Source organism: Brenneria rubrifaciens, from assembly GCF_005484945.1.
Classification (GTDB): Bacteria; Pseudomonadota; Gammaproteobacteria; order Enterobacterales; family Enterobacteriaceae; genus Brenneria; species Brenneria rubrifaciens.
The window spans coordinates 3,583,986-3,608,398 of record NZ_CP034035.1 but is presented as its reverse complement, the minus strand read 5'-3'; the positions used below and the strand labels follow the sequence as shown (position 1 = coordinate 3,608,398).

At 51.5% G+C, this 24,413-nt stretch carries 22 protein-coding genes; 15 read left to right on the top strand and 7 right to left on the bottom strand.

Going from position 1 to position 24,413, the window contains the following annotated elements; translation table 11 throughout:
* Nucleotides 1-38: 38 nt before the first annotated feature.
* The 6 genes from purB (at nucleotide 39) to EH207_RS16045 (ending at nucleotide 5,489) form a co-directional block, all read left to right on the top strand.
* On the top strand, nucleotides 39-1,403 hold the full coding sequence (purB, locus tag EH207_RS16070; protein WP_137714895.1) for an adenylosuccinate lyase: 1,365 nt from the start codon (nucleotides 39-41) through the stop codon (nucleotides 1,401-1,403).
* A 10-nt stretch (nucleotides 1,404-1,413) separates the two neighbouring features.
* Nucleotides 1,414-1,941 carry a GNAT family N-acetyltransferase gene (locus EH207_RS16065; protein WP_137714894.1) on the top strand — a complete coding sequence of 176 codons (528 nt, stop codon included), beginning with the start codon at nucleotides 1,414-1,416 and terminating at the stop codon, nucleotides 1,939-1,941.
* Between the two features lie 11 nt (nucleotides 1,942-1,952).
* The gene (locus tag EH207_RS16060) at nucleotides 1,953-2,747 is read left to right on the top strand and encodes an amino acid ABC transporter substrate-binding protein (RefSeq protein WP_175413698.1); all 795 of its coding nucleotides are present in this window, start codon (nucleotides 1,953-1,955) and stop codon (nucleotides 2,745-2,747) included.
* A 78-nt stretch (nucleotides 2,748-2,825) separates the two neighbouring features.
* Nucleotides 2,826-3,497, top strand: a complete 672-nt coding sequence (locus EH207_RS16055; RefSeq protein WP_137714893.1) for an amino acid ABC transporter permease — start codon at nucleotides 2,826-2,828, stop codon at nucleotides 3,495-3,497.
* A 9-nt stretch (nucleotides 3,498-3,506) separates the two neighbouring features.
* The gene (locus tag EH207_RS16050; RefSeq protein WP_137714892.1) at nucleotides 3,507-4,268 is read left to right on the top strand and encodes an amino acid ABC transporter ATP-binding protein; all 762 of its coding nucleotides are present in this window, start codon (nucleotides 3,507-3,509) and stop codon (nucleotides 4,266-4,268) included.
* Between the two features lie 63 nt (nucleotides 4,269-4,331).
* Nucleotides 4,332-5,489, top strand: coding sequence for a M20 peptidase aminoacylase family protein (locus EH207_RS16045; RefSeq protein ID WP_137714891.1), 1,158 nt, complete (start codon nucleotides 4,332-4,334; stop codon nucleotides 5,487-5,489).
* A 545-nt stretch (nucleotides 5,490-6,034) separates the two neighbouring features.
* Here EH207_RS16045 and hemY read toward each other — a convergent pair.
* From hemY to hemC, 4 genes are read right to left on the bottom strand one after another with little or no spacing between them, the layout of a single operon-like run.
* Nucleotides 6,035-7,228 (bottom strand): protoheme IX biogenesis protein HemY, encoded by a 1,194-nt coding sequence (gene hemY / locus EH207_RS16040; protein WP_137714890.1) that lies wholly within the window; start codon nucleotides 7,226-7,228, stop codon nucleotides 6,035-6,037.
* 2 nt (nucleotides 7,229-7,230) lie between these two features.
* Nucleotides 7,231-8,358 (bottom strand): uroporphyrinogen-III C-methyltransferase, encoded by a 1,128-nt coding sequence (gene hemX, locus EH207_RS16035; RefSeq protein ID WP_137714889.1) that lies wholly within the window; start codon nucleotides 8,356-8,358, stop codon nucleotides 7,231-7,233.
* Between the two features lie 23 nt (nucleotides 8,359-8,381).
* Nucleotides 8,382-9,122 carry a uroporphyrinogen-III synthase gene (gene hemD, locus EH207_RS16030; RefSeq protein ID WP_137714888.1) on the bottom strand — a complete coding sequence of 247 codons (741 nt, stop codon included), beginning with the start codon at nucleotides 9,120-9,122 and terminating at the stop codon, nucleotides 8,382-8,384.
* Nucleotides 9,119-10,060 carry a hydroxymethylbilane synthase gene (gene hemC, locus EH207_RS16025; protein ID WP_137714887.1) on the bottom strand — a complete coding sequence of 314 codons (942 nt, stop codon included), beginning with the start codon at nucleotides 10,058-10,060 and terminating at the stop codon, nucleotides 9,119-9,121. The genes hemD and hemC overlap by 4 nt, the downstream gene beginning before the upstream one ends.
* Before the next feature lie 300 nt (nucleotides 10,061-10,360).
* Between hemC and EH207_RS16020 the strand changes: the two genes are divergently transcribed.
* From EH207_RS16020 to uvrD, 7 genes are all read left to right on the top strand, one after another.
* Entirely contained in the window at nucleotides 10,361-12,916 is a 2,556-nt protein-coding gene (locus tag EH207_RS16020) for a class I adenylate cyclase (RefSeq protein WP_137714886.1), read from the top strand.
* A 500-nt stretch (nucleotides 12,917-13,416) separates the two neighbouring features.
* Nucleotides 13,417-13,578, top strand: a complete 162-nt coding sequence (gene lptM / locus EH207_RS16010; RefSeq protein ID WP_246048899.1) for an LPS translocon maturation chaperone LptM — start codon at nucleotides 13,417-13,419, stop codon at nucleotides 13,576-13,578.
* 89 nt (nucleotides 13,579-13,667) lie between these two features.
* The gene (gene dapF / locus EH207_RS16005; protein WP_137714884.1) at nucleotides 13,668-14,492 is read left to right on the top strand and encodes a diaminopimelate epimerase; all 825 of its coding nucleotides are present in this window, start codon (nucleotides 13,668-13,670) and stop codon (nucleotides 14,490-14,492) included.
* Nucleotides 14,489-15,193: a DUF484 domain-containing protein gene (locus EH207_RS16000; RefSeq protein WP_137714883.1), complete on the top strand. Its 705-nt coding sequence runs from the start codon at nucleotides 14,489-14,491 to the stop codon at nucleotides 15,191-15,193. Before dapF ends, EH207_RS16000 begins: the two co-directional genes overlap by 4 nt.
* Nucleotides 15,190-16,116 (top strand): tyrosine recombinase XerC, encoded by a 927-nt coding sequence (xerC, locus tag EH207_RS15995; protein WP_137714882.1) that lies wholly within the window; start codon nucleotides 15,190-15,192, stop codon nucleotides 16,114-16,116. The genes EH207_RS16000 and xerC overlap by 4 nt, the downstream gene beginning before the upstream one ends.
* On the top strand, nucleotides 16,116-16,832 hold the full coding sequence (gene yigB / locus EH207_RS15990; protein WP_137714881.1) for a 5-amino-6-(5-phospho-D-ribitylamino)uracil phosphatase YigB: 717 nt from the start codon (nucleotides 16,116-16,118) through the stop codon (nucleotides 16,830-16,832). The genes xerC and yigB overlap by 1 nt, the downstream gene beginning before the upstream one ends.
* Before the next feature lie 85 nt (nucleotides 16,833-16,917).
* Nucleotides 16,918-19,080: a DNA helicase II gene (gene uvrD / locus EH207_RS15985; RefSeq protein WP_137714880.1), complete on the top strand. Its 2,163-nt coding sequence runs from the start codon at nucleotides 16,918-16,920 to the stop codon at nucleotides 19,078-19,080.
* A 245-nt stretch (nucleotides 19,081-19,325) separates the two neighbouring features.
* On the opposite strand, the gene EH207_RS18450 is transcribed toward uvrD, so the two are convergent.
* A complete protein-coding gene (locus tag EH207_RS18450) occupies nucleotides 19,326-19,508 on the bottom strand; it encodes a DUF2645 family protein (protein WP_246048981.1) in 183 nt (60 codons plus the stop codon).
* 313 nt (nucleotides 19,509-19,821) lie between these two features.
* Nucleotides 19,822-20,181, bottom strand: a complete 360-nt coding sequence (locus EH207_RS15975; protein WP_137714878.1) for a hypothetical protein — start codon at nucleotides 20,179-20,181, stop codon at nucleotides 19,822-19,824.
* 870 nt (nucleotides 20,182-21,051) lie between these two features.
* Here EH207_RS15975 and corA point away from each other — a divergent pair.
* Both corA and EH207_RS15965 read left to right on the top strand, forming a co-directional pair.
* Nucleotides 21,052-22,002, top strand: a complete 951-nt coding sequence (gene corA / locus EH207_RS15970) for a magnesium/cobalt transporter CorA (RefSeq protein WP_137714877.1) — start codon at nucleotides 21,052-21,054, stop codon at nucleotides 22,000-22,002.
* 222 nt (nucleotides 22,003-22,224) lie between these two features.
* Nucleotides 22,225-23,283 carry an AbrB family transcriptional regulator gene (locus EH207_RS15965; RefSeq protein ID WP_137714876.1) on the top strand — a complete coding sequence of 353 codons (1,059 nt, stop codon included), beginning with the start codon at nucleotides 22,225-22,227 and terminating at the stop codon, nucleotides 23,281-23,283.
* Here the strand turns inward: EH207_RS15965 and rarD are convergent.
* A complete protein-coding gene (gene rarD, locus EH207_RS15960; RefSeq protein ID WP_137714875.1) occupies nucleotides 23,249-24,178 on the bottom strand; it encodes an EamA family transporter RarD in 930 nt (309 codons plus the stop codon). The two genes, EH207_RS15965 and rarD, sit on opposite strands and share 35 nt — an antisense overlap.
* Nucleotides 24,179-24,413: the final 235 nt, after the last annotated feature.

Below are 24,413 nucleotides of genomic sequence, written 5' to 3'. Positions count from 1 at the left end.
AAACCCCGCCTGATAAATCCAATACTAACGAGTAAATTATGGCATCACATCTTATTGATTTTCTTCTTATAGGGAATAATTTTGGCACGCCTGAAATGCGGGACGTGTGGTCAGAGCAGAACCGCCTGACAAAACAGGTTGAAGTGGAAGTTGCTTTGGCGCTGGCCGAAGGAGAGCTCGGTATTATCCCGCAAGAAGCGGCGAACACCATTGCTGAAAAAGCGGATGCCGGCGCGCTGAATGTGGAAGATATCGCCAAAGATGCCGCCCGCATGAAGCATTCCTTGATGCCGACGATTACCGCGATTCAGAAGCAGTGTGGCGCGGCGGGCGAATTTATCCATTATGGCGTAACAACGCAGGACATTGTCGATACCGCTACCGTTCTGCAATTAAAGCAGTCTTTTGACATTGTTTTCCGTGATACTCAACTGCTGGCTGTTGAATTAAAACGCCTGTCGAAGAAACACCAATACACACTTATGACCGGACGGACTCACGGCATGCAAGCGCTGCCGACCACGTTTGGTTTTAAACTGGCGGTCTGGCTGGATGAGTTTGTCCGTCATCTTGAACGTCTGAGCGAAATTAAACAGCGTGTACTGGTTGGTAACATCAACGGCGCTATCGGAACCTATGCCTCTTTTGGTGAAAAAGGCCCTGAAATTGAGCGCCTGACGCTGGATAAGCTGGGTCTGAATACGCCAAATATTGGCTGGCAGTCCGCCCGCGACCGTTTCTCCGAGTATGCTTCCATTGTTGTGCTTATCAGCGGTACGCTGGGTAAGATCGGCAACGAGCTTTATAACCTGATGCGTACCGAAATTAACGAGATCGAAGAACCTTTTTCCGAAGGAAAAATCGGGTCCACGACCATGCCGCACAAACGCAACCCGGCCGCGCTGGAAGGGCTGGCCAGCCTGACCGCGCCGGTGTTTAAAAGCGCCGCGCTCATCCATGAGTCCATGAAAGTGGAACATGAGCGTGACGCCATGAGCTGGCGTGCCGAGTGGATCGCATTGCCGGAAATCAACATCTATCTGTCCGCACAACTCCAGAATGCGTTGGGTATTCTGCGTGGTATGTCGGTGAATGAAAAACAGATGTTGGCGAATCTGGAATTGCAAAACGGGTTGCTGCTATCCGAGAAGGTGATGTTTGAGATTGGCACGCGTCTTGGCAAACAGACGGCACATCATCTGGTTTATGAATGCGCTATGCGGGCGTTCGAGAAGAACCAGTCATTCAAATCTGTCCTCCTGGAACACCCTGTATTATCTGCTCAACTGACATCGGCTGAGTTGGATGAATGGCTGAACCCGGCTAACTATCTGGGCAGCGCGCCTCAGAAAGTAGATGATGTTATACGCTACGCGAATAACTCAGGTCTGCTGCCTGCGTAAAGGTGAAATCATGAGTATTGTATTTCGCCAGGCTATGCTGGAGGATGATGAATCATTCCTGGCGTTGGCGTTGTCCGCTTTTGAGCCGATACGTCAGCTAGGCATCAATTTTTCTGCGGCGCATGCGGACATTGACATGGTTCGCAGACACATTTCATCTCACGGCGTGTACGTGATGGAGAAGGACGGCATTATGGTGTCCTCATTCACTATCCGTTATCCCTGGGGACCGGAGCCCGGCCCTTATGGGTTGCCGCATCTCGGATGGTTTGCCACGCATCCCGATTATAAAAAGCAGGGACTGGGCAAGCAAATGATGGCCTGGCTTGAGCAGAATATTTTAATTGGTCAGCTTAAGGCTCCCGCAGTGTCATTAGGGACGGCGCAAAGCCATCCTTGGCTGATTGAGATGTATAAGCATTATGGTTTCAGGGAAGTCGGGCAAGCCAATTTGGGGAAAGGGCACCTGACGATTTATATGCAAAAAATCCTTGATGACCCATTATATGACCAGTGGAAAAAAAGAAATTTAAAATAAGAGGCATGAAAATGATAATGAAAAAATTAACTTTGTCTGTTTTAGCGCTGACGACTGCCTTTCTTGTAGCAGGCTGTGATTCTCAGGATACGACTCAGGGTGAGAAAGTGTTGAAAGTGGGGTCAACGGGCCAAAGCTATCCCAGCGGTTTTAAGCAAGATAATAAACTGGTCGGTTTTGACGTTGAGATCACGGAAACCATCGCTAAGGATTTAAACTATAAAGTTGAATGGGTCACGGCTGATTTTAGCGGCCTTATGGGGCAATTGGAGGCGGGTAAACTGGATACCGTCGCCAATGTGGTGGCCATTACGCCAGTCCGTCAGGAGAAGTATAATTTCGCACGCCCTTACAGCTTCTACGGCAGCCAGATTGTAACCCACAAAGATAATAACGATATCAACTCGCTGGACGATCTGAAAGGAAAAACGGTCGCCGGTGTGCTGGGCTCTAACCACATCAACAATTTAAAGAAAGCGTTCCCTGACGGCAGCGTGAACATCCGTACTTATGAGACACGCGATGGCGCAATGAACGATGCCCTGTCCAAACGTGTCGAGGGCTACGTGAACTCCCGTCCGATTCTGCTGGCGGAAATTAACAAGCGTAACCTGCCATTCAAGTTGGTTGGTAATTCGCTGGTGGTGGAAGAGGTCAGTTTCCCGTTCCATAAAAACGAGAAGGGTGATGCACTGCGTAAACAGTTTGATGAAGAGCTGGATAAAATGCGTGCTGACGGGCGTTTGAAAGATCTGGCGATTAAATATTTCGGTGAAGATATCACGACGCCCCCTTCTGCTCAGTAATTCGTGGCAGTCTCACGACAATCTTAATGCCGTCGGCGCGGTGTCCACCGTACGATGGCAGTACCCATGGTATCACTCATGAATATCGATCTCGCCTATCTGTTAAAGGTATTCCCCCAGGTATTAGCTTATTTACCGACCACGTTGTTGCTTGCCGTGGTTTCGATGTTTTTTGCTATGCTCATCGGCTTGGTATTGGCGCTGGTTCGCGAAACCAAAAACATCATCGTGGTGAAAATCGTGGAACTCTACATCTCTTTGTTCCGTGGTATTCCTTCTCTGGTACAGTTGTTTATCATCTATTTTGGTTTGCCGCAGCTTTTTCCCGGACTATCCAACCTCGATGCGATGACGGCGGCGATCATTGGCTTCAGTCTGAAGACATCGGCTTACATGGCGGAAATATTTCGCGCTGCCCTGGCGTCTGTGGATTTCGGTCAAACAGAAGCCGGTTTATCCATTGGTATGAACAAAGCGCAGATTTACCGCAGGATTGTGCTCCCTCAGGCTATGCTCAATGCCTTACCCGCAACGGGCAACACATTTATTTCCCTGATTAAAGATACATCGGTGGCATTTGCGCTGGGCGTATCCGAACTGTTTGCGGAAGGCAAGATGATTGCCGCAGAGTCATTGCGTTTCTTTGAAACCTTCCTGGTTGTGGGTTTGATTTATTGGCTGGTGATCATTGTTTATGCCTGGCTGCAAAAGCAGCTGGAAAAGAAACTAAATCACTCGCTACAGCGATAAGGGGCTGAAATGATCAGTGTAAAGAATCTCACGAAAAGCTTTGGCGATCAGGTGGTGCTGAATAACATCAGTCTGGATATCGCCAAAGGCGAAGTCGTGGCCATTATTGGGCCATCCGGTTCGGGTAAATCGACCCTATTACGCTGTTTGAACCTGCTGGAAACACCGGAGTCAGGAACGATTGAGATCGGCGAACAACGTCTGGACACGCGCCACTATTCAACTAAGGCGGCCTATGCGCTGCGCCGCCAAACGGCGATGGTGTTCCAGAACTATAATCTGTTCAAAAATAAGACGGCGCTGGAAAACATTACTGAAGCGCTGATTGTTGTGAAGAAAATGCCTAAAAAACAGGCGAATGAGATGGGTCTTGCGCTGCTGGAACAGGTGGGGTTGTTGCCGCAGGCGGCGCAATATCCGGTGACGTTATCCGGCGGGCAGCAACAGCGCGTGAGTATTGCTCGGGCGTTGGCGGTCGATCCGAAAGCGATCCTGTTTGACGAGCCGACGTCGGCACTGGACCCGGAACGCGTCCATGAAGTGTTGCAGGTTATTCAGAAACTGGCGAAAAACAACACGACGATGGTTATCGTGACGCATGAGATGCAATTCGCTCAGGAAGTGGCGGATCGGGTCATTTTCATGGCGGACGGTCATATTGTTGAAGAAGGTCCGGCGGAAAAAGTGATCAGTTTTTCTGATAATCCGCAGACACAGCGTTTCCTGCGTCAGCTAACTAAGATCCCTGAGCCGGTTGAGTATGATATTTAACCGAAAACAAAAGATTCACCTGCACGCCCGTAAATTGGGCGGACAATGTTGGAGTAAACATCAATGAAAATAGCATCTCAGCATGAACCGCTGGCGCAATTTATTCAGGCATTCCGGCACGATCTGCATCGGCACCCTGAATTATCGAACCAGGAATTTGAAACCACCCGCAAGATCAGAGAAGCGCTGGAGAAAGAAGGGATTCGTATCCTAGAGCTGCCGCTGAAAACGGGTTTGGTGGCTGAAGTGGGCGGGCAACAGGATGGGCCGCTGGTGATCGTCCGGTCTGATATTGATGCCTTGCCGATCGAAGAAGAATCAGGCGTGGAATTCACTTCAACCAGCAAAGGCGTAATGCATGCCTGCGGGCATGATTTCCACTCTTCCGCCGCGCTGGGCGCCGCGATTTTGCTGAAGAAGATTGAAACGGAATTGAAAGGCACCGTACGTATTCTGTTCCAGGCCGCTGAAGAAACCGGTCTGGGCGCACCGGAAGTGATTGCGACTGGCGCGCTGGATAATGCGGCGGCGATTTTTGGTATTCATAATGATCCGACGCTGCCCGTCGGCGTGATTGGCGGAAAAGAGGGCGCACTGACGGCGGGCGTCGACCGTTTTGAAATCAAGATTGCTGCAAAAGGCTGCCATGCGGCGAAGCCGCATGAGGGCAACGATCCGATTATTATTCTGGGCCAGTTGATTTCATCGGTGCAGAGTATCATCAGTCGTACCGTTCCTTCTGATAACAATGCCGTGGTGTCGATTACCCAGGTGCATAGCGGCAGTACCTGGAACGTGATTCCTGATACGGCTTATCTTGAAGGCACGGTGAGAACGTTTAATCAGGAGGTACGCGATTTGATTGAACAGCGTTTTCGTCAAATCGTGGCAGGTGTTGCCAGTACCTTTGGCGCGGAAATTGAGTTTATCTGGCATGCAGGACCGCCGTCCGTGGTCAACACGGCAGAATGGGTTGATTTCGCGCTACAGGTGGCGGATGAAGAAGGCTTTGAAGCGCGTCGTATCGAAGCCAGCCCGATTGGTGAAGATTTCGCGTTCTACCAGCAGAGGTTGCCCGGCACTTTTATGATGGTCGGTTCCGGCGGCCCATATGCGTTGCATCATCCCAAGTTCCGCGTGGATGATCGCGCCCTGTTCCCTACGGCCCACTATTTGTACCAGATGGCGAAACAAAGTCTGGAACAACTGGCGTCCCGTTAGCGGACAGCCCATGCCGGCGGAACGCACGCCAGCATGGGCTGACTTCGTCTAATGTCTCCGAAAGGAGACGTTTAATATATTGATTAATAATGATTTGTAGATAAATACACTAATGTGTCTCATAATGGCGACGTTTTTGTGAGTCAGCCCTCGCCTCCAGCGCTCTGTCTGCCGGTATCATTAATCAAGTTTTAAAAATAATTTATAATGATCAGGTGGTTATTATTAGATAACGCCGTCGCGCCAGTTGATTTTTGTTTGTTGGCATAGTTCGTGCTTAAATACAGAGGTAGATGCTCATTCCACCTTCTATGTTCGCCTCGGCTTCATAAACCTGGGAATGACGCAGAGCCAATTTGAGGTGCCTATCGTCCAACTCCAGATGAAGGTTATATTGTCTCCATCGGATTATTTTCCCGGACATTACGTTGAGTGAGGCACCATACTGTTGTCTTAAAGACCTGATTTTTTTCGACGCTTACCGTTTATCGGTAAGCGTTTTTTTTTCAGTGAACAAAGCGGGAGAGGCCCTTCCGTTGACGCGGTTAGGTTGTCGGCTGCTGTAAGGTGAGCAATAGCCCTTCGCGCCGCATTTGGGCGGCCTCCTCTGGTAAATGCAGGCGATCGAGCGCATCCGCGCGCCAGGCGTAGTCATACGCATCGGGGCGTTGTTCCAACGCCGCGCGGAACGCATCGTTGGCCTGTTGCCATTCGCCGTGCTTCAACAGCAGTTGCCCCAGCGTACTATTCAAAAGCGGTGTCGCGCCCTGCTGTTTGATTTTCTGGCGCAGCATTTTTTCCAGTTGCTCCGGGTTGCCCGCTTTAAGGCGCGGCATCAGCAGAACCAGCCGTTCGTCATACTGGCGTTTAAGACCATCCAGGACGATTTTTTGCGCGGTATCGTGATCGTCACATTCAATCAAATGTTCGACCATGACCGCCTGTAACGGCACCTCATGGCGGATTTTGCGACTTTGGCTGTTCCACCACTGTTTCAGGCCCTCACTGCCGCCATCCGCCATCGCCTGATTCATCAGGCCGATATAGGCTTGCTGTTGCAGTGCCAGCACATGCTCTTCGTCGTACGCCGGCATTTTGCGCATGGCAGGCAGAATATCCAATAGCGCGTTATAGGCACTGGTGCGCAGAAATGCCTGTTCAGCCAGACGTAAGACTTCTGGGTGACGCGGTGCGGTTTCCAGCAGACGGTCAACGCCGTGACGCGCGGCATGGTCTTCATGACGCGCCAACTGAATGCGTACGCGGGTGATCTCCACCGGTAGCTGGTTGGTGTCCGCAATTTCCGCCGCCCGTTCCAGATACTGTTTGGTGCGAAATTCGTCGCCACGCTGCTGAGCGGCTTCTGCGGCGAGCAGGTAGTTGACCACCGGTTGTTCGGCATGATCGGCATTGCGCGTCAGTAATTTCTCGACCTGCAAATAGTCCCCTTCCACCAGTTTGAGCAACGCGGCTTTGGTCTGTTTTCTGGCCCGGCTGCGTTTACGGCCGAGGAACCAGCCACGTGTGCGTGCGCCGGTACGAAAAATACGACGGATCACCCATTCAACGCTCAGCAGGGCAAGGAACAGCAATACCAACATGATCGCCAGCCCGGTAACGCTGGTTTCAATGTTGTAGCTATGCGTTTGAATCAGTACATAGCCTTGATGACCAGCGACCATCGGGCCGAGCACCACGCCCGCAATCAGGATCAGAAACAGCAACAAAACTCTCAGCATGTTCAGCCCTCCTGCTGCGTCGCTGGCGTCTGAGCCAGTAAGTTGCGAACCCGGGTTTGCATCAGTTTTTCCAGCAGCGGCTGACTTTGCAATTCAGCAGGCACATCCATCGAGATCGATTGTTGGCTCAGCGCATCAAGCTGTTCCAGAAATGCCTGAGTCGTTGGATCGGCCGTATCGAAATACGCTCTTACCCACGTGGAAGCGGTTTCCAATGATTGTTTATACACTTCATTCTGATGGCGCGGGATCGCCTGAGCAGCGACCAGCAAACGAGAACGGATATTTTCGCGCAGATAAACATCCTGACTGGGGGCTAACAGCGGTTCTGCCGCGCTGTCCCGGCGCCGAATGGTAATGAAGTCCGCCAGAAAGTTATGCCAGCTTTTGCTGAGATTCTGCCGCCATTCGCTGAGCGTGGCGGACAGTTCCGTGCCGTCTTCATCCATTGGCGCGTTATCGGTATCGTTATTGGCAAGGCGCAAGTTATCGACCTGATCGGTCAATTGGTTCACTTTAAGAATGATACCATCGAAATCGATCTGGCTTATGCTTGCCAGCGTACTGATGTCACTGGTCAACGCGCGGCGGATTTCAATCAGGCTCGGATCGTTCATTTCCGCCAGACTGGCGTCCGCGCTTTTCAGCAACGCGCCTGCCGTGGTGACATCTTTATCGCTCCATAACTTTCTGGCGGCCAGTTTGACCAGAAAATCAGACTGCGCCAGCAACCAGGTATTGGTGTCGTGATTGGAAAGCGCGGCCAGTTTTTCACGCTGTTCATCTGATTGACGAGTCAGGGCATTCAGACGCTGTTCGGCTGCGTCCTGCGCTTTGGCGTATTCCTGTTGCGTATCTTGCCACTGCCGGCCTTGCTGCTGTAGCTGTTGTTGCAACGAGAGTAGCTGGGATTCCAACCGTTGAATGGCCGCGGTCTCTTGCTGCGCCTGCTGATGACCGTAATAGTAAAGCCCACCGCTCAGCGCCAGTGCAATCACGATCGCGATAGCTCCCAACAATATCCCCGTTCGCCTGGCCGGTTGCGGTTCGGGTTCCTGCGGTTGATGCGCGGGTTCAACCCGCTCTGCAACCTCTTCGGATGGGGCTGTGGGGGTATTGTGTTCCGTCATAATGGTACATCCCATGATCAGGTTTATTGTAGTGCGCGCATGAGCGCATCGTTGTCGGCGTTATCGGCTACTCGAATATCACGCCAGCCGAGCTGACGGGCCTGTGCTGCCAGACGTTCACTGACTACGATCACCTGGCATCCCAGTAGCCAGGAAGCCCGATAGTAATCAGGAACTAAAGTATAGATCCGTTGTAGCATTTCTCCGCTGGTGATCACTAACCTGTCAATACCTGCCTGTTGCCAGTGGTGGCTTTGTTCCAGCCCGTCATAATGCACGGCGCGGCGCTGATAGCATTCACAGTAAACCACTTCGGCGCCGCGTTCGGTGAGGGTGGTCGCTAATAGCTCTCTGCCGCCATTACCCCGTAATAATAGTGCCTGTTTGCCATTAATATGCTGAAGTTCGGGGAGTTGTAATAAAGTTTCGCTGGTTTCTCTATCCTGAGGGTAGGAAACAGGTTGTGCGCTGACCTTGTGCAATGCCAGCGCGGTTGTCCGGCCGATGGCATAATAGTCAAGCGTAGACGGCCAGCCACCACCAGCACGGCTCAGCAGCGGATCGGCATAGTCTATCGCATGCCGTGAAAGGGCGAACACCATGCCGCCGGGCCGTAAGCCCGCCACTAAAGCGGGTAGCCGGTCCAGTTCACCCCCCGGAGAGAATTCAATCAACGGGCTATGCCAGGCGCTATAGCCCAGTTTTCTCAAGCGAGTCACCAGTTGCTCACCAGCCGGCGACGGACGGGTCACCAGAATGGTCATAATGGAGGCGTTTCCTGATAGACGGCACGTAGGATCTCGCGGGCGCCTTTCTCCAATAGTTCTTCCGCCAGCGCAATGCCGATTTGCTGTGCGTCGGCGATGTTGCCAGTGCGTTCACCGACGATCGTCCGGCTGCCATCGGGAACGCCAACCAGCGCGCGTAGCCACAGGGTATCGCCCTCTAGTTCGGCATAACTGCCGATAGGCACCTGACACCCGCCTTCCAGACGTACGTTCATCGCCCGTTCCGCCTCAACGCGCGCGGCGGTAGCGGCGTGATTCAGCGGCGTAAGCAACTGCCGGGTACGGTCGTCATTCAGGCGGCATTCGATGCCAATCGCCCCCTGACCGACGGCGGGCAGCGATTCTTCCGGGCTGAGCGCACTGCGTATGCGACCGCCCAGCTTCAGGCGTTTTAAGCCTGCGACCGCCAGAATGATGGCGTCGTATTCACCGCGATCCAGTTTTGACAAGCGCGTGCCCACGTTGCCGCGTAAATCCCGAATAATCAGGTCGGGCCGTCTGGCGCGCAACTGGCACTGGCGGCGTAGGCTGGAAGTGCCGACACAACTGCCCGGCGGCAGTTGATCAAGACTGGCATAGTGATTGGAAACGAAGGCGTCCCGGGGATCGTCGCGCTCACAAATCGTGACCAGACCAAGACCGTCAGGGAATTCAACGGGCACATCTTTCATGGAGTGAACGGCGATATCGGCACGGTCTTCCAACAGGGCTAACTCTAACTCTTTAACAAACAAACCCTTGCCGCCGACCTTCGCCAACGGCGTATCAAGAATGATATCACCACGGGTCACCATGGGAACCAGCTCGACCTGAAGCCCAGGGTGGAAGTGCATCAAACGCTGTTGAACATATTGTGCCTGCCACAGCGCAAGCGGGCTTTGTCGGGTGGCAATTCTAATAATATTATCTAACATGCTTTGATACCGTTTTTATGATTTTCCGCTATCGTATCATTGATGGTGCGCCTTTAGCACAATGATAGTGGGACGCAGGGAGGAGGGGATGAGACGTTGGGCTGATTCAGTAATGAAAAAACATAATAAAAGCAAGACAGATAAGTCTAACTTTCTTTACTTTCTTTACGCTTAATCAGCAAGGTGTTAAATTGATCACGTTTCCAGCAATATTTTGCCAAACATTCTTCTAATTTCATCATTGGCGAATTTGGAATACGGGGTTTTTTATAGGCACTGGGATAATCAGGCGATAATGTCTTGTACTTTTACATCGAGACTTTGAAGCAAAGACTGGATGCGATCAACCAACTGCGTGTTGACCGTGCTCTGGGAGCGATGAAGCCCGCTTTTCAGCGGGTTTACAGTCTTCTGCCGATTTTATTACATCATCATCACCCGCTGATGCCGGGCTACCTTGAAGGCAAGGTTCCGCACGGCATCTGTTTTTACACGCCTGATGAAAAACAGCAACACTACCTGGATAACATCGAATTAAGATGGGGTCAGTTGGAAAATTCGCACCAGCAAGGCGAATTGCCGATTACTGGCGTTTACTCTATGGGCAGCACAGCCTCGATTGGACAGAGTTTCAGTTCCGATCTGGATATCTGGGTTTGTCATCAGTCCTGGCTCGATAATGAAGAGCGTTTGCGGTTACAGCAGAAATGTACGCTGCTGGAGCAATGGGCCGCCGCGCAGGGCGTGGATGTCAGCTTCTTCCTGATGGACGAAAATCGCTTCCGCCATAACGAAAGCGGCAGTCTCGGCGGTGAGGATTGCGGTTCCACACAACATATTCTGTTGCTGGATGAGTTCTACCGTACCGCCGTCCGCATGGCGGGCAAGCGCGTTTTGTGGAACATGGTGCCGGTGGAAGAAGAATCAAACTACGACGAATACGTTTTGTCTCTGTATGCACAGGGCGTACTGGCCCCTAACGAGTGGCTGGATTTGGGCGGGCTGAGTACGCTTTCCGCCGAAGAGTATTTCGGCGCCAGTTTGTGGCAACTCTATAAAAGTATCGATTCCCCTTACAAGGCCGTATTGAAAACGCTGCTGCTGGAAGCCTACTCCTGGGAATATCCTGATACCCGCCTGCTTTCCATGGATATAAAACAGCGTTTGCATCACGGCGAGATTGTCTCTTTCGGCCTCGATCCTTACTGCATGATGCTGGAACGAGTGACCCATTATCTGACGGCAATAAATGACCCTACCCGTCTGGATTTGGCTCGCCGATGTTTTTATTTGAAAGTCTGTGAAAAATTATCAAGCGAGCATGCCTGTGTGGGCTGGCGGCGTCAGATCCTGAGCCAATTGGTACAGGAATGGGGCTGGACCGATGAACATCTGGCCATGCTGGATAACCGCGCCAACTGGAAAATTGAACGGGTTCGCGAAGCGCACAATGAACTGCTCGACGCAATGATGCAGACCTATCGCAACTTGATCCGTTTCGCCCGCCGCAACAATCTGAGCGTGAGCGCCAGCCCGCAAGATATCGGCGTATTAACCCGTAAGCTCTATGCCGCATTTGAAGCCCTGCCAGGCAAAGTCACATTGCTGAATCCGCAGATTTCCCCCGATTTATCAGAGCCGAATCTAACCTTTATTTATGTTCCCGCCGGGCGAGCCAACCGTTCCGGCTGGTATCTGTACAATCAGGCGCCGTCAATGGACGCCATCGTCAGTCATCAGCCGCTGGAATATAACCGCTATTTAAACAAGTTGGTGGCTTGGGCCTACTTCAACGGCTTGCTGACGCCCAGCACGCGTTTGTATATCAAGGGTAATGCGTTGTGCGACGTCACTCGTTTGCAGGCCTTGGTCGCCGATGTGTCAAGCCATTTCCCACTACGCTTGCCTGCGCCGACGCCGAAAGCGTTGTACAGCCCGTGTGAGATTCGTCATCTGGCGATCATCGTGAATTTGGAACATGATCCTACCGCGGCCTTCCGTAATCAGGTGGTGCATTTTGATTTTCGCCAGTTGGATGTTTTCAGTTTCGGCCAACAGCAGCAATGTCTGGTGGGGAGTGTCGACTTGCTTTATCGCAACTCCTGGAATGAAGTGCGTACGCTGCATTTCAGTGGGGAACAAGCGGTATTGGAAGCGCTGAGGACCATTTTGGGCAAGATGCATCAGGATGCCGCGTTGCCGGAATCGCTGGAAGTATTCTGCTATAGCCAGCATTTACGCGGGTTGATTCGTACTCGTGTGCAGCAACTGGTCTCGGAATGTATTGAGCTACGCTTAACCAGTACGCATCAGGAGCCGGGACGTTTCAAAGCGGTGAAAGTGGCGGGACAGACCTGGGGATTGTTTTTTGAACGTTTGAGCGTCTCCGTACAGAAGCTGGAAAATGCCGTCGAGTTTTACGGCGCGATTTCCAACAACAAACTGCAAGGTTTGCCTGTTCAGGTGGAAACGAATCATGTGCATTTGCCGCCGGTGGTGGATGGCGTGGCGAGTGAAGGCATCATTCAATTCTTCTTTGAGGATCTGGAAGAAAATCAGGGTTTTAATATCTATATTCTGGACGAATCCAACCGGGTAGAAGTTTATCACCACTGTGAAGGCTGCAAAGAAGAGTTGGTACGTGATGTCAGTCGATTCTATTCGTCTTCCCACGATCGCTTCACGTATGGTTCCAGCTTTATCAATTTCAACCTGCCGCAGTTTTACCAGATTGTGCAGTTGGATGGCCGAACTCAGGTGATCCCTTTCCGCAGCAGCGCGCTTTCTCATTTGTGCATCACGCCTGCGGCGGAGAAAACGTCGATGGTCATGAATCAGCGGTTACAGATACTTTAACGCCCAACCCTGCGAATTTTCACCAGACCCGGTTATTACTTTCGCCTTATTTGGAAAAGGACTTCGTCATGGATTCGTTGCGGTTCAATAACCTGTTATTACTGGCCTTTGGCGAATATGACCGGTATCGGGATGCGTTCGCTTGCGCGGAACAGGTTTCGCATAGCAACGCCAAAAGTCATTGACGTTGCGAGCGCATACCCAGCGATCCTCCTGATAATTGGGGCGATCGCCTCTGGTCGGATATGATGCATTGGCTTCTAACGAATAATCACGATTCTGCTGCCATATTCCAAACTTAGACGTCAGTACGCCACCGTTGGTTTCATAATCGATGTCGGCGTTACCTTCAAACTAATCCAGTGTTTCTTCCAACTGACGCATCCATTTGCCGGCTATTTGATAGGACTCGCTATCGTTCATTTTCGATTCCTATTGATTTTCATGATCCACCTGCGATTATAGAGAGCATACGAGTATGAATTACAGGTCTTAATGTTATGAAAAAAGTCGTTCGTCAGTTTTTTCTGGCGTTATCGTTGCTGAGCCTGTTTGGGTGCGGCCTCAAAGGGCCGCTGTATATGCCACCCGATCAGAAAGCCCCATCGACAACCGGTGAGCAGAATGCGAATCAGGCATCACATCAAAAAGCGTCCATGTGACGTTAATGCGTGACGATGTGTCTATTATTATTTTATAACTGGTCACGATAAGGTTTACCGCGCCTGGTTAAGCTAGCGGAGTCAGGATAATGCAGTTCGCTAAGATGCACGGCTTAGGCAACGATTTCATGGTTGTTGATGCTGTAACGCAGAATGTTTATTTTTCCCCCGAGTTGATCCGCCGTTTGTCGGATCGATATTGCGGCGTCGGTTTTGATCAACTTCTGGTGGTGGAACCTCCTTACGATCCCGAACTGGATTTCCATTATCGTATTTTCAACGCTGACGGCAGTGAAGTCGCGCAATGCGGCAATGGCGCGCGCTGTTTCGCCCGCTTCGTTCGCCTGAAAGGGCTGACCAACAAGCGCGATATTGCGGTCAGTACCCAGACCGGGCGCATGATCCTCTCCGTCACCGATGACGAGCTGGTTCGGGTCAATATGGGAGAGCCCAATTTTGAACCGCAACAAGTGCCGTTTCGGGCGGTAAAAGCAGAGAAAACCTACATCATGCGCGCCGGGGAACACACCATACTTTGTGGCGTGGTATCCATGGGAAACCCGCACTGCGTGATTCAGGTCGATGATGTGAGTGTCGCCAAGGTGGAAGAGGTCGGGCCGTTGCTGGAGAGCCATGAGCGTTTTCCAGAACGTGCCAATATCGGTTTTATGCAGGTGGTCGATCGTCATACGGTTCGCCTGCGAGTTTACGAGCGTGGCGCCGGCGAAACGCAAGCATGCGGCAGCGGCGCCTGTGCCGCTGTTGCCGTTGGGGTACAGCAGGGGTTGTTGTCTTCACAGGTGCGCGTATCGCTGCCGGGCGGCGGTCTGGATATTCATTGGGATGGTCCGGGGCATCCGTTGTTTATGACCGGTCCTGCAACGCATGTTTACGATGGATTTATTCATTTATGAAGAATGTCGAGGAGCAGGCAGAGCGCCAGATCGAACTCAGTGACGAAATGGTTTTGCAGTTCCTGCAACAGAATCCTGATTTTTTTATCCGCAATGCCCGGCCTATCGAGCAGATGCGGATCCCTCACCCCGTTAGGGGCAGCGTATCGCTGGTCGAGTGGCAGCTTGCCCGTCAGCGCAACCATATCACTCAGCTTGAGGAAGAAATCACGCTGCTGATGGAGCAGGCGGGCGCGAACGAGGTGCTGTTCAAACGGCTTCTCGGCCTGCAAACCAAACTGGCGTCGGCCGACAGCCTACTGGATATGCTCGACAGACTCCAGCGCTGGGCGCGTAAGCTGGGGCTGGCGGGCGCATCCGTTCGTCTGTTCAGTGATAAATGGCGAATCGGCGCGCCTTCCGGTTTTACCCATTTATCGCTGAATCGAGCCCTATTTGAACCTCTGCGTATTCAGCGTCTTGGTCAGTCCAACCATTTTCTGGGAAGTTTGAACGGTCCTGAATTGCTGCTGGTGTTGCCTCAGGCCAAGCAGGTAGGATCGGTGGCGTTATCGCTAATGGGTGAAAATCACGATTTGGGGTTGTTGATCTTCAGCAGCCGCGACACGCATCACTATCAGGATGGAATGGGAACGGTCCTGTTACAGCAGTTGGCGACCATGTTGCCAGCCATGCTGGAGCGCTGGGTTGAGCGGATATGAGCCAGGTCGCCTCGTCTTCTACCTGTGCCTGTCTGCAACGCAGCGTGGATGATTTTCTGCGCTATCTGAAAGTGGAACGTCAACTGAGTCCCTTGACGCAAACCAGCTACGCCCGCCAGTTGGCTGCCGCGATCGCGATTGTGGCGGCGGGTGGAGTAACGGATTGGAAAAAACTGGATGCGAGCGGCGTCCGCGCTGTGGTTTCCCGCAGCAAGCGGGACGGACTGCACGCGGCAAGTCTGGCGCTGCGTTTGTCGGCGTTGCGCAGTTTTCTTGATTGGATGGTGTCGCGTGGCGAACTGGGCGCGAATCCGGCCAAAGGGGTTTCCACCCCGCGAGCCGGGCGTCATTTACCCAAAAACATGGATGTTGACGAGATGAACCGTCTGCTGGATATCGATCCGAACGATCCGCTGGCCGTACGCGATCGGACGATGCTGGAAGTGATGTACGGTGCGGGCCTGCGTCTGGCAGAACTGGTGGGAATGGATTGCCAGCATGTCAATCTTGCTGCGGGTGAAGTCCGGGTCGTGGGAAAAGGCAGCAAAGAGCGCAAACTGCCGATGGGGAAAACGGCGGTGGCCTGGCTTGAGCACTGGCTGGCGTTGCGCGAACTGTTCGGGCCGCAGAATGACGCCATTTTTGTTTCCAATCAGGGGCGGCGTATCTCCATGCGCAATGTGCAGAAGCGTTTTGCCGAGTGGGGTGTGAAACAAGGGGTCAACAGTCACGTTCACCCCCACAAGCTGCGTCACTCATTTGCCACTCATCTGCTGGAATCCAGCGGCGATTTACGCGCGGTGCAGGAGTTGCTGGGGCACGCCAACCTTTCGACGACACAGATTTATACTCATCTGGACTTTCAACATTTAGCGTCGGTGTATGATGCCGCGCATCCACGCGCCAAACGAGGAAAAACCTGATGCATTTTTATCGGCCTCTGGGTCAAGTTCGCGCGATCACCTTCGATTTGGATGACACCCTGTACGACAATTATGAGGTGATACGGCGGACTGAGCGGGAGTCGGTGAGCTTTTTGCAGCACTACCATCCCGCGTTACGCGATTTTCAGTTAGTGGACTTCAAGCATCTGCGCAATGAACTGCGTTCTCGGGAACCGGATATTTATCATGACGTTACGGAATGGCGGCGTCGTACGGTCTTACAGGTTATGCTGAATGCCGGTTTGCAGGCGGATGAAGCGGTTGCCGGTGCAAAGGCGGCGATGGAAGATTTCGCCCGCTGGCGCAGCCAAATCGATGTGACGCAAGAGACGCACCGCACGCTGGCCGCCTTAGCCGAACGTTTACCGCTGGCGGCGATCACCAATGGTAACGCCGAGCCGCATCTGTTTGGGTTAGATCATTACTTTACCTTTATTCTCCGCGCCGGTCCTCACGGGCGCGCAAAGCCGTTTTATGATATGTATCATCTGGCAGCGGAAAAACTCGATCTGCCCCTGAATCAGATGCTGCATGTGGGCGACGATCTCACTACCGATGTCGCAGGCGCGGTTCGCTGCGGTATGCAGGCGTGCTGGATCAATCTGCGCGAAGGCAGGCTCATGCATATTAATGACGCCCGGCTGTTGCCTCATATTGAGATTTCGCGGTTGGCATCGCTGACAGCATTGGTATAATCATTCATCAAACTGTACAAATAACCAGTGGGAAAGTGTCTTCTTTGCGATGACACGGTTTCCCGTCAATGGATAACCGGTATCTATGGACGTTTCTGAACTGCTCGATGGCCTCAACGACAATCAACGCGCTGCGGTAGCCGCGCCGCGTGGCAATTTATTGGTGCTGGCCGGGGCAGGCAGTGGCAAAACCCGGGTATTGGTGCACCGTATTGCCTGGCTGCTGTCCGTCGAAAATTGCTCCCCTTATTCCGTTATGGCGGTGACCTTTACCAATAAGGCGGCAGCGGAAATGCGGCACCGCATCGAGCACTTGATCGGCACCAGTCAGGGCGGGATGTGGATTGGCACTTTTCATGGCTTAGCCCACCGTTTGCTGCGCGCGCACCATATGGATGCCGGGTTGCCGCAGGATTTTCAGATTCTGGACAGCGATGATCAACTGCGGTTGCTCAAACGTCTAATACGAGCGCTGAATCTGGATGAGAAGCAGTGGCCGCCGCGTCAGGCCATGTGGTACATCAACGGAAAAAAAGACGAAGGGTTGCGTCCCCAACATATCGAAAGTTACGGCAACCCAATCGAACAAACCTGGCAGCGAGTTTATCAAGCCTATCAGGAAGCCTGCGATCGCGCCGGGCTGGTGGATTTTGCCGAATTGCTGCTGCGCGCGCACGAACTGTGGCTGAACAAACCGCACGTGCTGAACCATTACCGTGAGCGCTTTACCAATATTTTGGTGGATGAGTTTCAGGATACCAACCGTATCCAGTATGCATGGATTCGCATACTGGCAGGCGATAGCGCCAAGGTGATGATCGTTGGCGATGACGACCAGTCAATCTATGGCTGGCGTGGGGCTCAGGTTGAAAATATCCAATTGTTCCTGAAAGACTTTACCGGCGCTGAGACGATCCGGCTGGAGCAGAATTACCGTTCAACCAGCAACATCCTGAAGGCGGCCAACGCGCTGATTGCGCACAACGGCGGACGCCTGGGGAAAAATCTGTGGACGGACGGCGTGGATGGCGAGCCGATTTCACTCTACTGTGCATTTAATGAACTGGACGAAGCGCGGTTTGTCGTCAACCGGATTAAAGTCTGGCAGGAAAACGGCGGCGCGTTGAACGATAACGCTATCCTATACCGTAGCAACGCCCAGTCGCGTGTGCTGGAAGAAGCGCTGTTACAACAAAGCATGTCTTACCGTATTTACGGCGGCATGCGGTTCTTTGAGCGTCAGGAAATAAAAGATGCGTTGGCGTATCTTCGTCTGATTGCCAACCGTAATGATGATGCGGCGTTTGAGCGGGTGGTGAATACCCCGACGCGCGGCATTGGCGACAGAACGCTGGATGTGGTGCGCCAAACCGCCCGCGACAGACAGTTGACGTTGTGGCAGTCAACCCGAGTGTTATTGCAGGACAAAGTGCTGGCGGGACGCGCAAGCGCCTCGCTACAGCGCTTTATGGAGCTGGTTGATGCGCTGGCTTATGAAACCGCCGAACTGCCATTGCATGTGCAGACGGATCGGGTGATTAAAGATTCCGGCCTGTGGAGCATGTACGAGCAGGAGAAAGGGGAGAAAGGTCAGGCGCGGATAGAAAACCTTGAAGAACTGGTCACCGCCACGCGACAATTCAGCTATCAGGATGAAGACCAGGATCTGATGCCGTTACAGGCTTTCTTGTCGCACGCGGCGCTGGAGGCAGGAGAAGGCCAGGCGGACGCCAATCAGGACGCGGTGCAACTCATGACGCTGCATTCGGCGAAAGGGCTGGAGTTTCCGCAGGTTTTCATCGTCGGGATGGAAGAGGGCATGTTCCCCAGCCAGATGTCGCTGGATGAAGGCGGCCGGCTGGAAGAGGAACGCCGGCTGGCCTATGTGGGCGTGACCCGCGCCATGCAAAAGCTGACGTTGACCTATGCGGAATCCCGGCGTTTATACGGCAAAGAAGCTTATCATCGTCCTTCGCGTTTTGTGGGAGAGTTGCCGCCCGAATGCGTCGAAGAAGTCCGCTTGCGGGCCAGCGTCTCTCGCCCGGTTAATCACCGGCGCCTGGGAACGCCGGTCAGCCAGAATGACAGTGGTTATTCGCTGGGCCAGCGGGTTCGGCACACTAAATTTGGTGAAGGCACCATCGTTAATCTTGAGGGTAGCGGTGATCATTGCCGGATTCAGGTGGCGTTTCAGGGACAGGGAATTAAATGGCTGGTGGCGGCTTACGCCCGACTTGAAACGGTGTGATATGTTAAAAATGGTGTTTTTCCAAAGCAGAGACGACGGTAAAAAAGCGAGGGAAAGAGTATGGGAAATAACAGCTACGCTATTGTTACGTGAGATTTAAAACGGCGGGCGGCCTTAATCAGTTTTCCCGCACGCTGGCGTATTTCATTTTTTTTCCATAATTTCGTAGAACTCTCGAACCCTTTTTTTTATTAAATTGCCGACTTAGATATCAACATCTCTTTATTCGTCGAGTTGAAGGTTATTTAACAGACTTGGAATCTTATTAGAAATCGCCATATATAATATAATGCTATAATAAATAATGTTATTATTCTGATTTTATTCTTTTCTACGAAAAAAAATGGAATAAATAAAGGAAAAATAATGAAGAAGAAAAACCCATCGCCATCTCCTTTCGGAACATCGCAAAAGCTTTTGATCCCCATATCATCGATCATCCACGCATATTCTATTGTGAAGAACAGATAGATAAAAAAACACAAATAATTACGTAACCATAGAATAAAAAAGAGGGAAAAAATATTTTTTTTCAACATCTAGCGTAAATACTTTTTTAGCTTATTTATCATGAGCCTTGTTTGACGGCGTGACCATAAAGCAACTTAGTTGCTCTTTCTTTATGTTTCAGCATCGATCTGCCATATGATGTCTATTCTCTCTCTGGTGCGACTTCTTTTGCGTTAATTGATCCAATGAAATCATGGAAATTGCGTTGAATACCTCTGTTGTAGCGAGAACCTACACAATCAACTGCTCGTCGGTTAGATAGAGAGTATCGAGATTGGGATAATCATATTTGATTAAATCATAGAGGTGTTGTGTAACTTTGGCTAAATTTAAATGATCTTTTTGTAAGCAACTTGAGATGTATATTATCTCTACGTGACTTAAATTATTTGGATTTTTTCCAAAACTCTCTGCGACGACTCTTATTTGCATGGCAATAACACCCATTGATGTTTTTTCGGGACGTGAGGTTACTGTCAAGTTGTTATCTATCCCGTCATTACCGAGATAATCAAATTGTCTTGCAACTAAGACGCTATATTTAAAGTAATCCGGCATTCCTCCAGCTTCAGTTCTGGCGACTAACGCCAAGAGAATGGCTGGTATTTTGTATTGCCGAGCTATTTCTTTTATTTTTTCCTTATGAAACAGGATACATCCATCTTTACTCAGATATAAGTCCCTGCGTTTGTCCCTTTATTTTCATAAAAATAGAATTAGCCATCGATATAACTCCTTGTATCAAATATTCCTTAATGATGACGTTATAACGTCTTTTTGTTTTAAATAAAATAGGTTAATCAATTTATTTTTCAATATTAAAGATTAGCTGCGAAAAAGCAAATTTGATACCCATATAATGAATGTATCTTATTGTTTTTATAGGTATTGTAATTGCTCTTTAAGGCATCATGAAATAGATTTATTTCATGATCGTGATAATAATATTATGCGTTATATGTTGGTGGTTATTTAATGTGTGTGCTGTGTGCAATACATCAACGCGTATTGTGTATTGATAAATTGAAAGGTTTAATACGTTATCAGCCCACTTCATCCTTGAACAGATTGGTCTGGCAATGATGGCCTCATCATTCATTTAACCATTGCCACATCACCAATCTCTGGGGGCAAAACCAGAAAATTTATTCAATCGGCAACAGCGGGTTTTAAAGTTGACAGCCTTTTTCATCTCGGCGTAACATGCGCGCATCATTATTCCCGGAGGACCCACGCCTTGGACACACCCAGTCGATGCTGGCTCAATAACCTTATCGTTAGGTACAACTTCTAAGGCTATCTTCCTGTCGCTGATAGCCTTCGTGGTTGTCAGCGATGCTATTTATGTCGCTACGAGTCAGATCCGTCGAACGGACTGAAACCTGCCGGTGATGTTTTCACCTCTGTTTCTGTGCTTCAATCGCGTTGTCCATCTCTGTTACCGAAAGGGAGCTATGGCCTATGCTGAGCGCGTTTAAACTGGATCACTGCCGTTTATCTCGTCTGGAATTGGATGACTCCGATGATCTCACCTCCTCTGTCTGGGTCGATTTGATCGAGCCTGAAGATGACGAGCGAGAGAAAGTACAAAAGGAACTGGGACAAAGTCTGGCTACCCGGCCGGAGCTGGAGGATATCGAGGCGTCGGCGCGTTTCTTTGAAGACGAAGACGGGCTGCACATTCACTCCTTCTTCTTTTTTGAAGATGCGGAAGATCACGCCGGTAACGCGACCGTGGCGTTTACCATTCGTGATGGCCGCCTGTATACGCTGCGCGAACGCGAACTGCCCGCGTTTCGCCTGTACCGGATGCGCGCTCGCAATCAAACGCTGGTCGATGGCAACGCCTACGAACTGCTGCTGGATTTATTTGAAACCAAAATTGAACAACTGGCCGACGAAATCGAGAATATCTACAGCGATTTGGAATCGCTAAGCCGCGTCATTATGGAAGGGCGTCAGGGCGAAGAGTACGATGACGCGCTTTCAACGTTGGCGGAGCTGGAAGATGTGGGCTGGAAAGTTCGCCTGTGTTTAATGGACACGCAGCGCGCGCTGAATTTTCTGGTTCGCAAGACCCGTTTACCATCAGGTCAACTGGAGCAGGCCCGCGAAATTCTGCGCGATATCGAGTCCCTGCTGCCCCATAACGAATCTCTGTTTCAAAAAGTCAACTTTTTGATGCAGGCGGCGATGGGTTTTATCAATATTGAGCAAAGCCGTATCATCAAGATCTTCTCGGTGGTTTCCGTGGTCTTTCTGCCGCCAACGCTGGTGGCGTCCAGCTATGGGATGAACTTTGAGTTCATGCCTGAACTCAAATGGTCATTCGGGTATCCGGGCGCGATTGTGTTGATGATCCTGGCAGGTCTGGCTCCCTATCTTTATTTCAAACGTAAAAACTGGCTCTGAGTCCTTGTGCGCTCCCGCTGTGGTGGAGCGCACATTCCCTCAACACTTCATCTTTCCCACGCAGGCGCACAGGTTGGCATCAGGCATTGTGGTCTGTTTGCCGCAGGCTGAATACTGATTGGTTATAACTGCCTGTTGTCCTGCTACAAATTACCCTATCCATTATCTGGCCAATCTGTTTAGAATGGCTGACAATTCCTCTTTCTGAGACAGGGAGTTCGCATGAAAAAGGTTTTCCCCTTGATGCAATGGGGGATTCTACTGTCAGTTTCATTGATAGTGGGATTCGGGCTACGGGTGTACCATGTTCCGGCAGCGCTGTTACTGGGGCCTATGCTGGTTGGCGTGGTGATGGGGTTGAACGGTGCAACCATTCGTATCCCTCCCGTATTTTTTCTCGGCAGCTATGCGATACTCGGTTGTCTGGTCGCACAAAGTCTCTCGCTTTCCATCCTCACCCCTTTACTCAGCCAATGGGCGTTGGTGCTGTTCATTTTAGTGGCGACGCTCGCCGCCAGCGGACTTTCTGGCTGGATGTTAACGAAGTTCAGCGGACTGCCCGGCACGACGGGCACTTGGGGCGCCTCACCCGGCGGGGCTTCCGCGATGGTGGCAATGGCGGCGGAATTTGGCGCCGATGTTCGGTTGGTGGCGTTTATGCAGTATTTACGGGTGCTGATGGTGACTGCCGCCGCAGCGTTTGTCGCGCGTCTCAGCCTGGGGGACGCCGCCGCGGAAAATAATGCCGGACTGGTCTGGTTTCCGCCACTGGACTGGCGCTTTCTTGCCACCTTGTGCGTCGCGTTTGGCGGCGCATGGCTGGGGAGACGTCTCCGTATTCCTTCCGGCGCGCTGTTGGGACCGATGATTATTGGCTCGTTCCTGCACGCCAGCGGAACGATGAGTCTGGAGACGCCGGAATGGCTGCTGGCGCTGGCGTATGCTCTTATTGGCTGGAGCGTCGGTTTGAGTTTTACCCGCCCGGTATTTATTCTCGCCTTGCGTTCCTTGCCGCACATAATGATTTCAATCGTCGGACTGATGCTGCTGTGCGGCGGCATGGCGTTAATGATAACTCGGGTATTGCCTATGGATCTGTTGACTGCTTATCTGGCAACCAGCCCCGGCGGGCTGGATTCTATCGCCATTATTGCCGCAGGCAGCGGGGTCGATATGGGGTTTGTCATTGCGATGCAAACGCTGCGGCTATTTTCGACCCTGCTCTTTAGCCCGCTGTTATCACGCTTTATTTCGCGCCGGGTTGTATCCGACGCGGCGTAACCTGAACCCGACGCAGCTTACGCTGGTTATAAAGCGCGTCCAGAATGAACAGGGCCAGCGCGCTCCAGATAAAGGCGAACGCAATCAGTTTATCGCTACCCATCGTTTCACCATAAAAAATCACGGCCAGCATGAACATCAGGGTTGGACCGAGATACTGGAAAAAGCCCAGCGTGGAAAGGCGTAACCGCATGGCCGCTGCGGTGAAAAACAGCAACGGCACAGTAGTGATCATACCGGCGGCGATCAACAGCAGGTTCAGTGACCAGGGGTTGGCCGTCATATGGCTGCTTGGGCTGTCGGCGATAAAAAACAGGTAGATTACTGCCATCGGCAACAGCCACAGCGTTTCAATCAGCATCCCGGTTTGTCCGTCAATCCCGATCTTTTTGCGCAGCAGGCCGTATAGCGCAAAGCTGAAGGCTAGCCCCAGGGCGATGATCGGCAGCGAACCGAAGGTCCATAGTTGGACGAGCACGCCGGTAACCGCCAGTAATACCGCCATCCATTGCAGGCGCCGGAAGCGCTCGCCCAGAAACAGCATTCCCAGCATGACATTAACCAGCGGATTGATAAAGTAGCCGAGGCTGGCTTCCAGCATATGATGGTTATTGACCGCCCAGATATAGAGTAACCAGTTGCCGCCAATGAGTACGGCGGTCAGCGCCAGCAATAGCAGGTGTTTGACATTACGACAGGCGTAACGGACCTGACGCCATTTCCGGCTGAGGGTCAGCAGGATCAGCATAAAGAAAAACGACCAGATGATACGATGTGTCAGTATTTCATCGGGCGGAACATGCGCCAGCAACTTAAAGTAGACCGGTGCAATTCCCCAAATAAAGTAGGCGCCCAGGGCGAAAAAGATCCCCTTGCGGGTTTGTTGCGAATTCATTGGTGACTCGATAACGAAGGCGAGATACGCGCCAGTTTACGCAAAGTATCAGGCATTTTCACCTGGGCTGTGAATCCGCGATGCAGGTTGTGACCGCAGTGGGAATAATTCGAAATCTATCGGGCATAAAAGTTAATCAATCATTTATAAAGACTGAGAAAGCATCGAACATAGATTCAAATATCGGCGAACTGTGTAGAATGTCGGTTTTGTATTGGTATTGATTGCCTGGCTG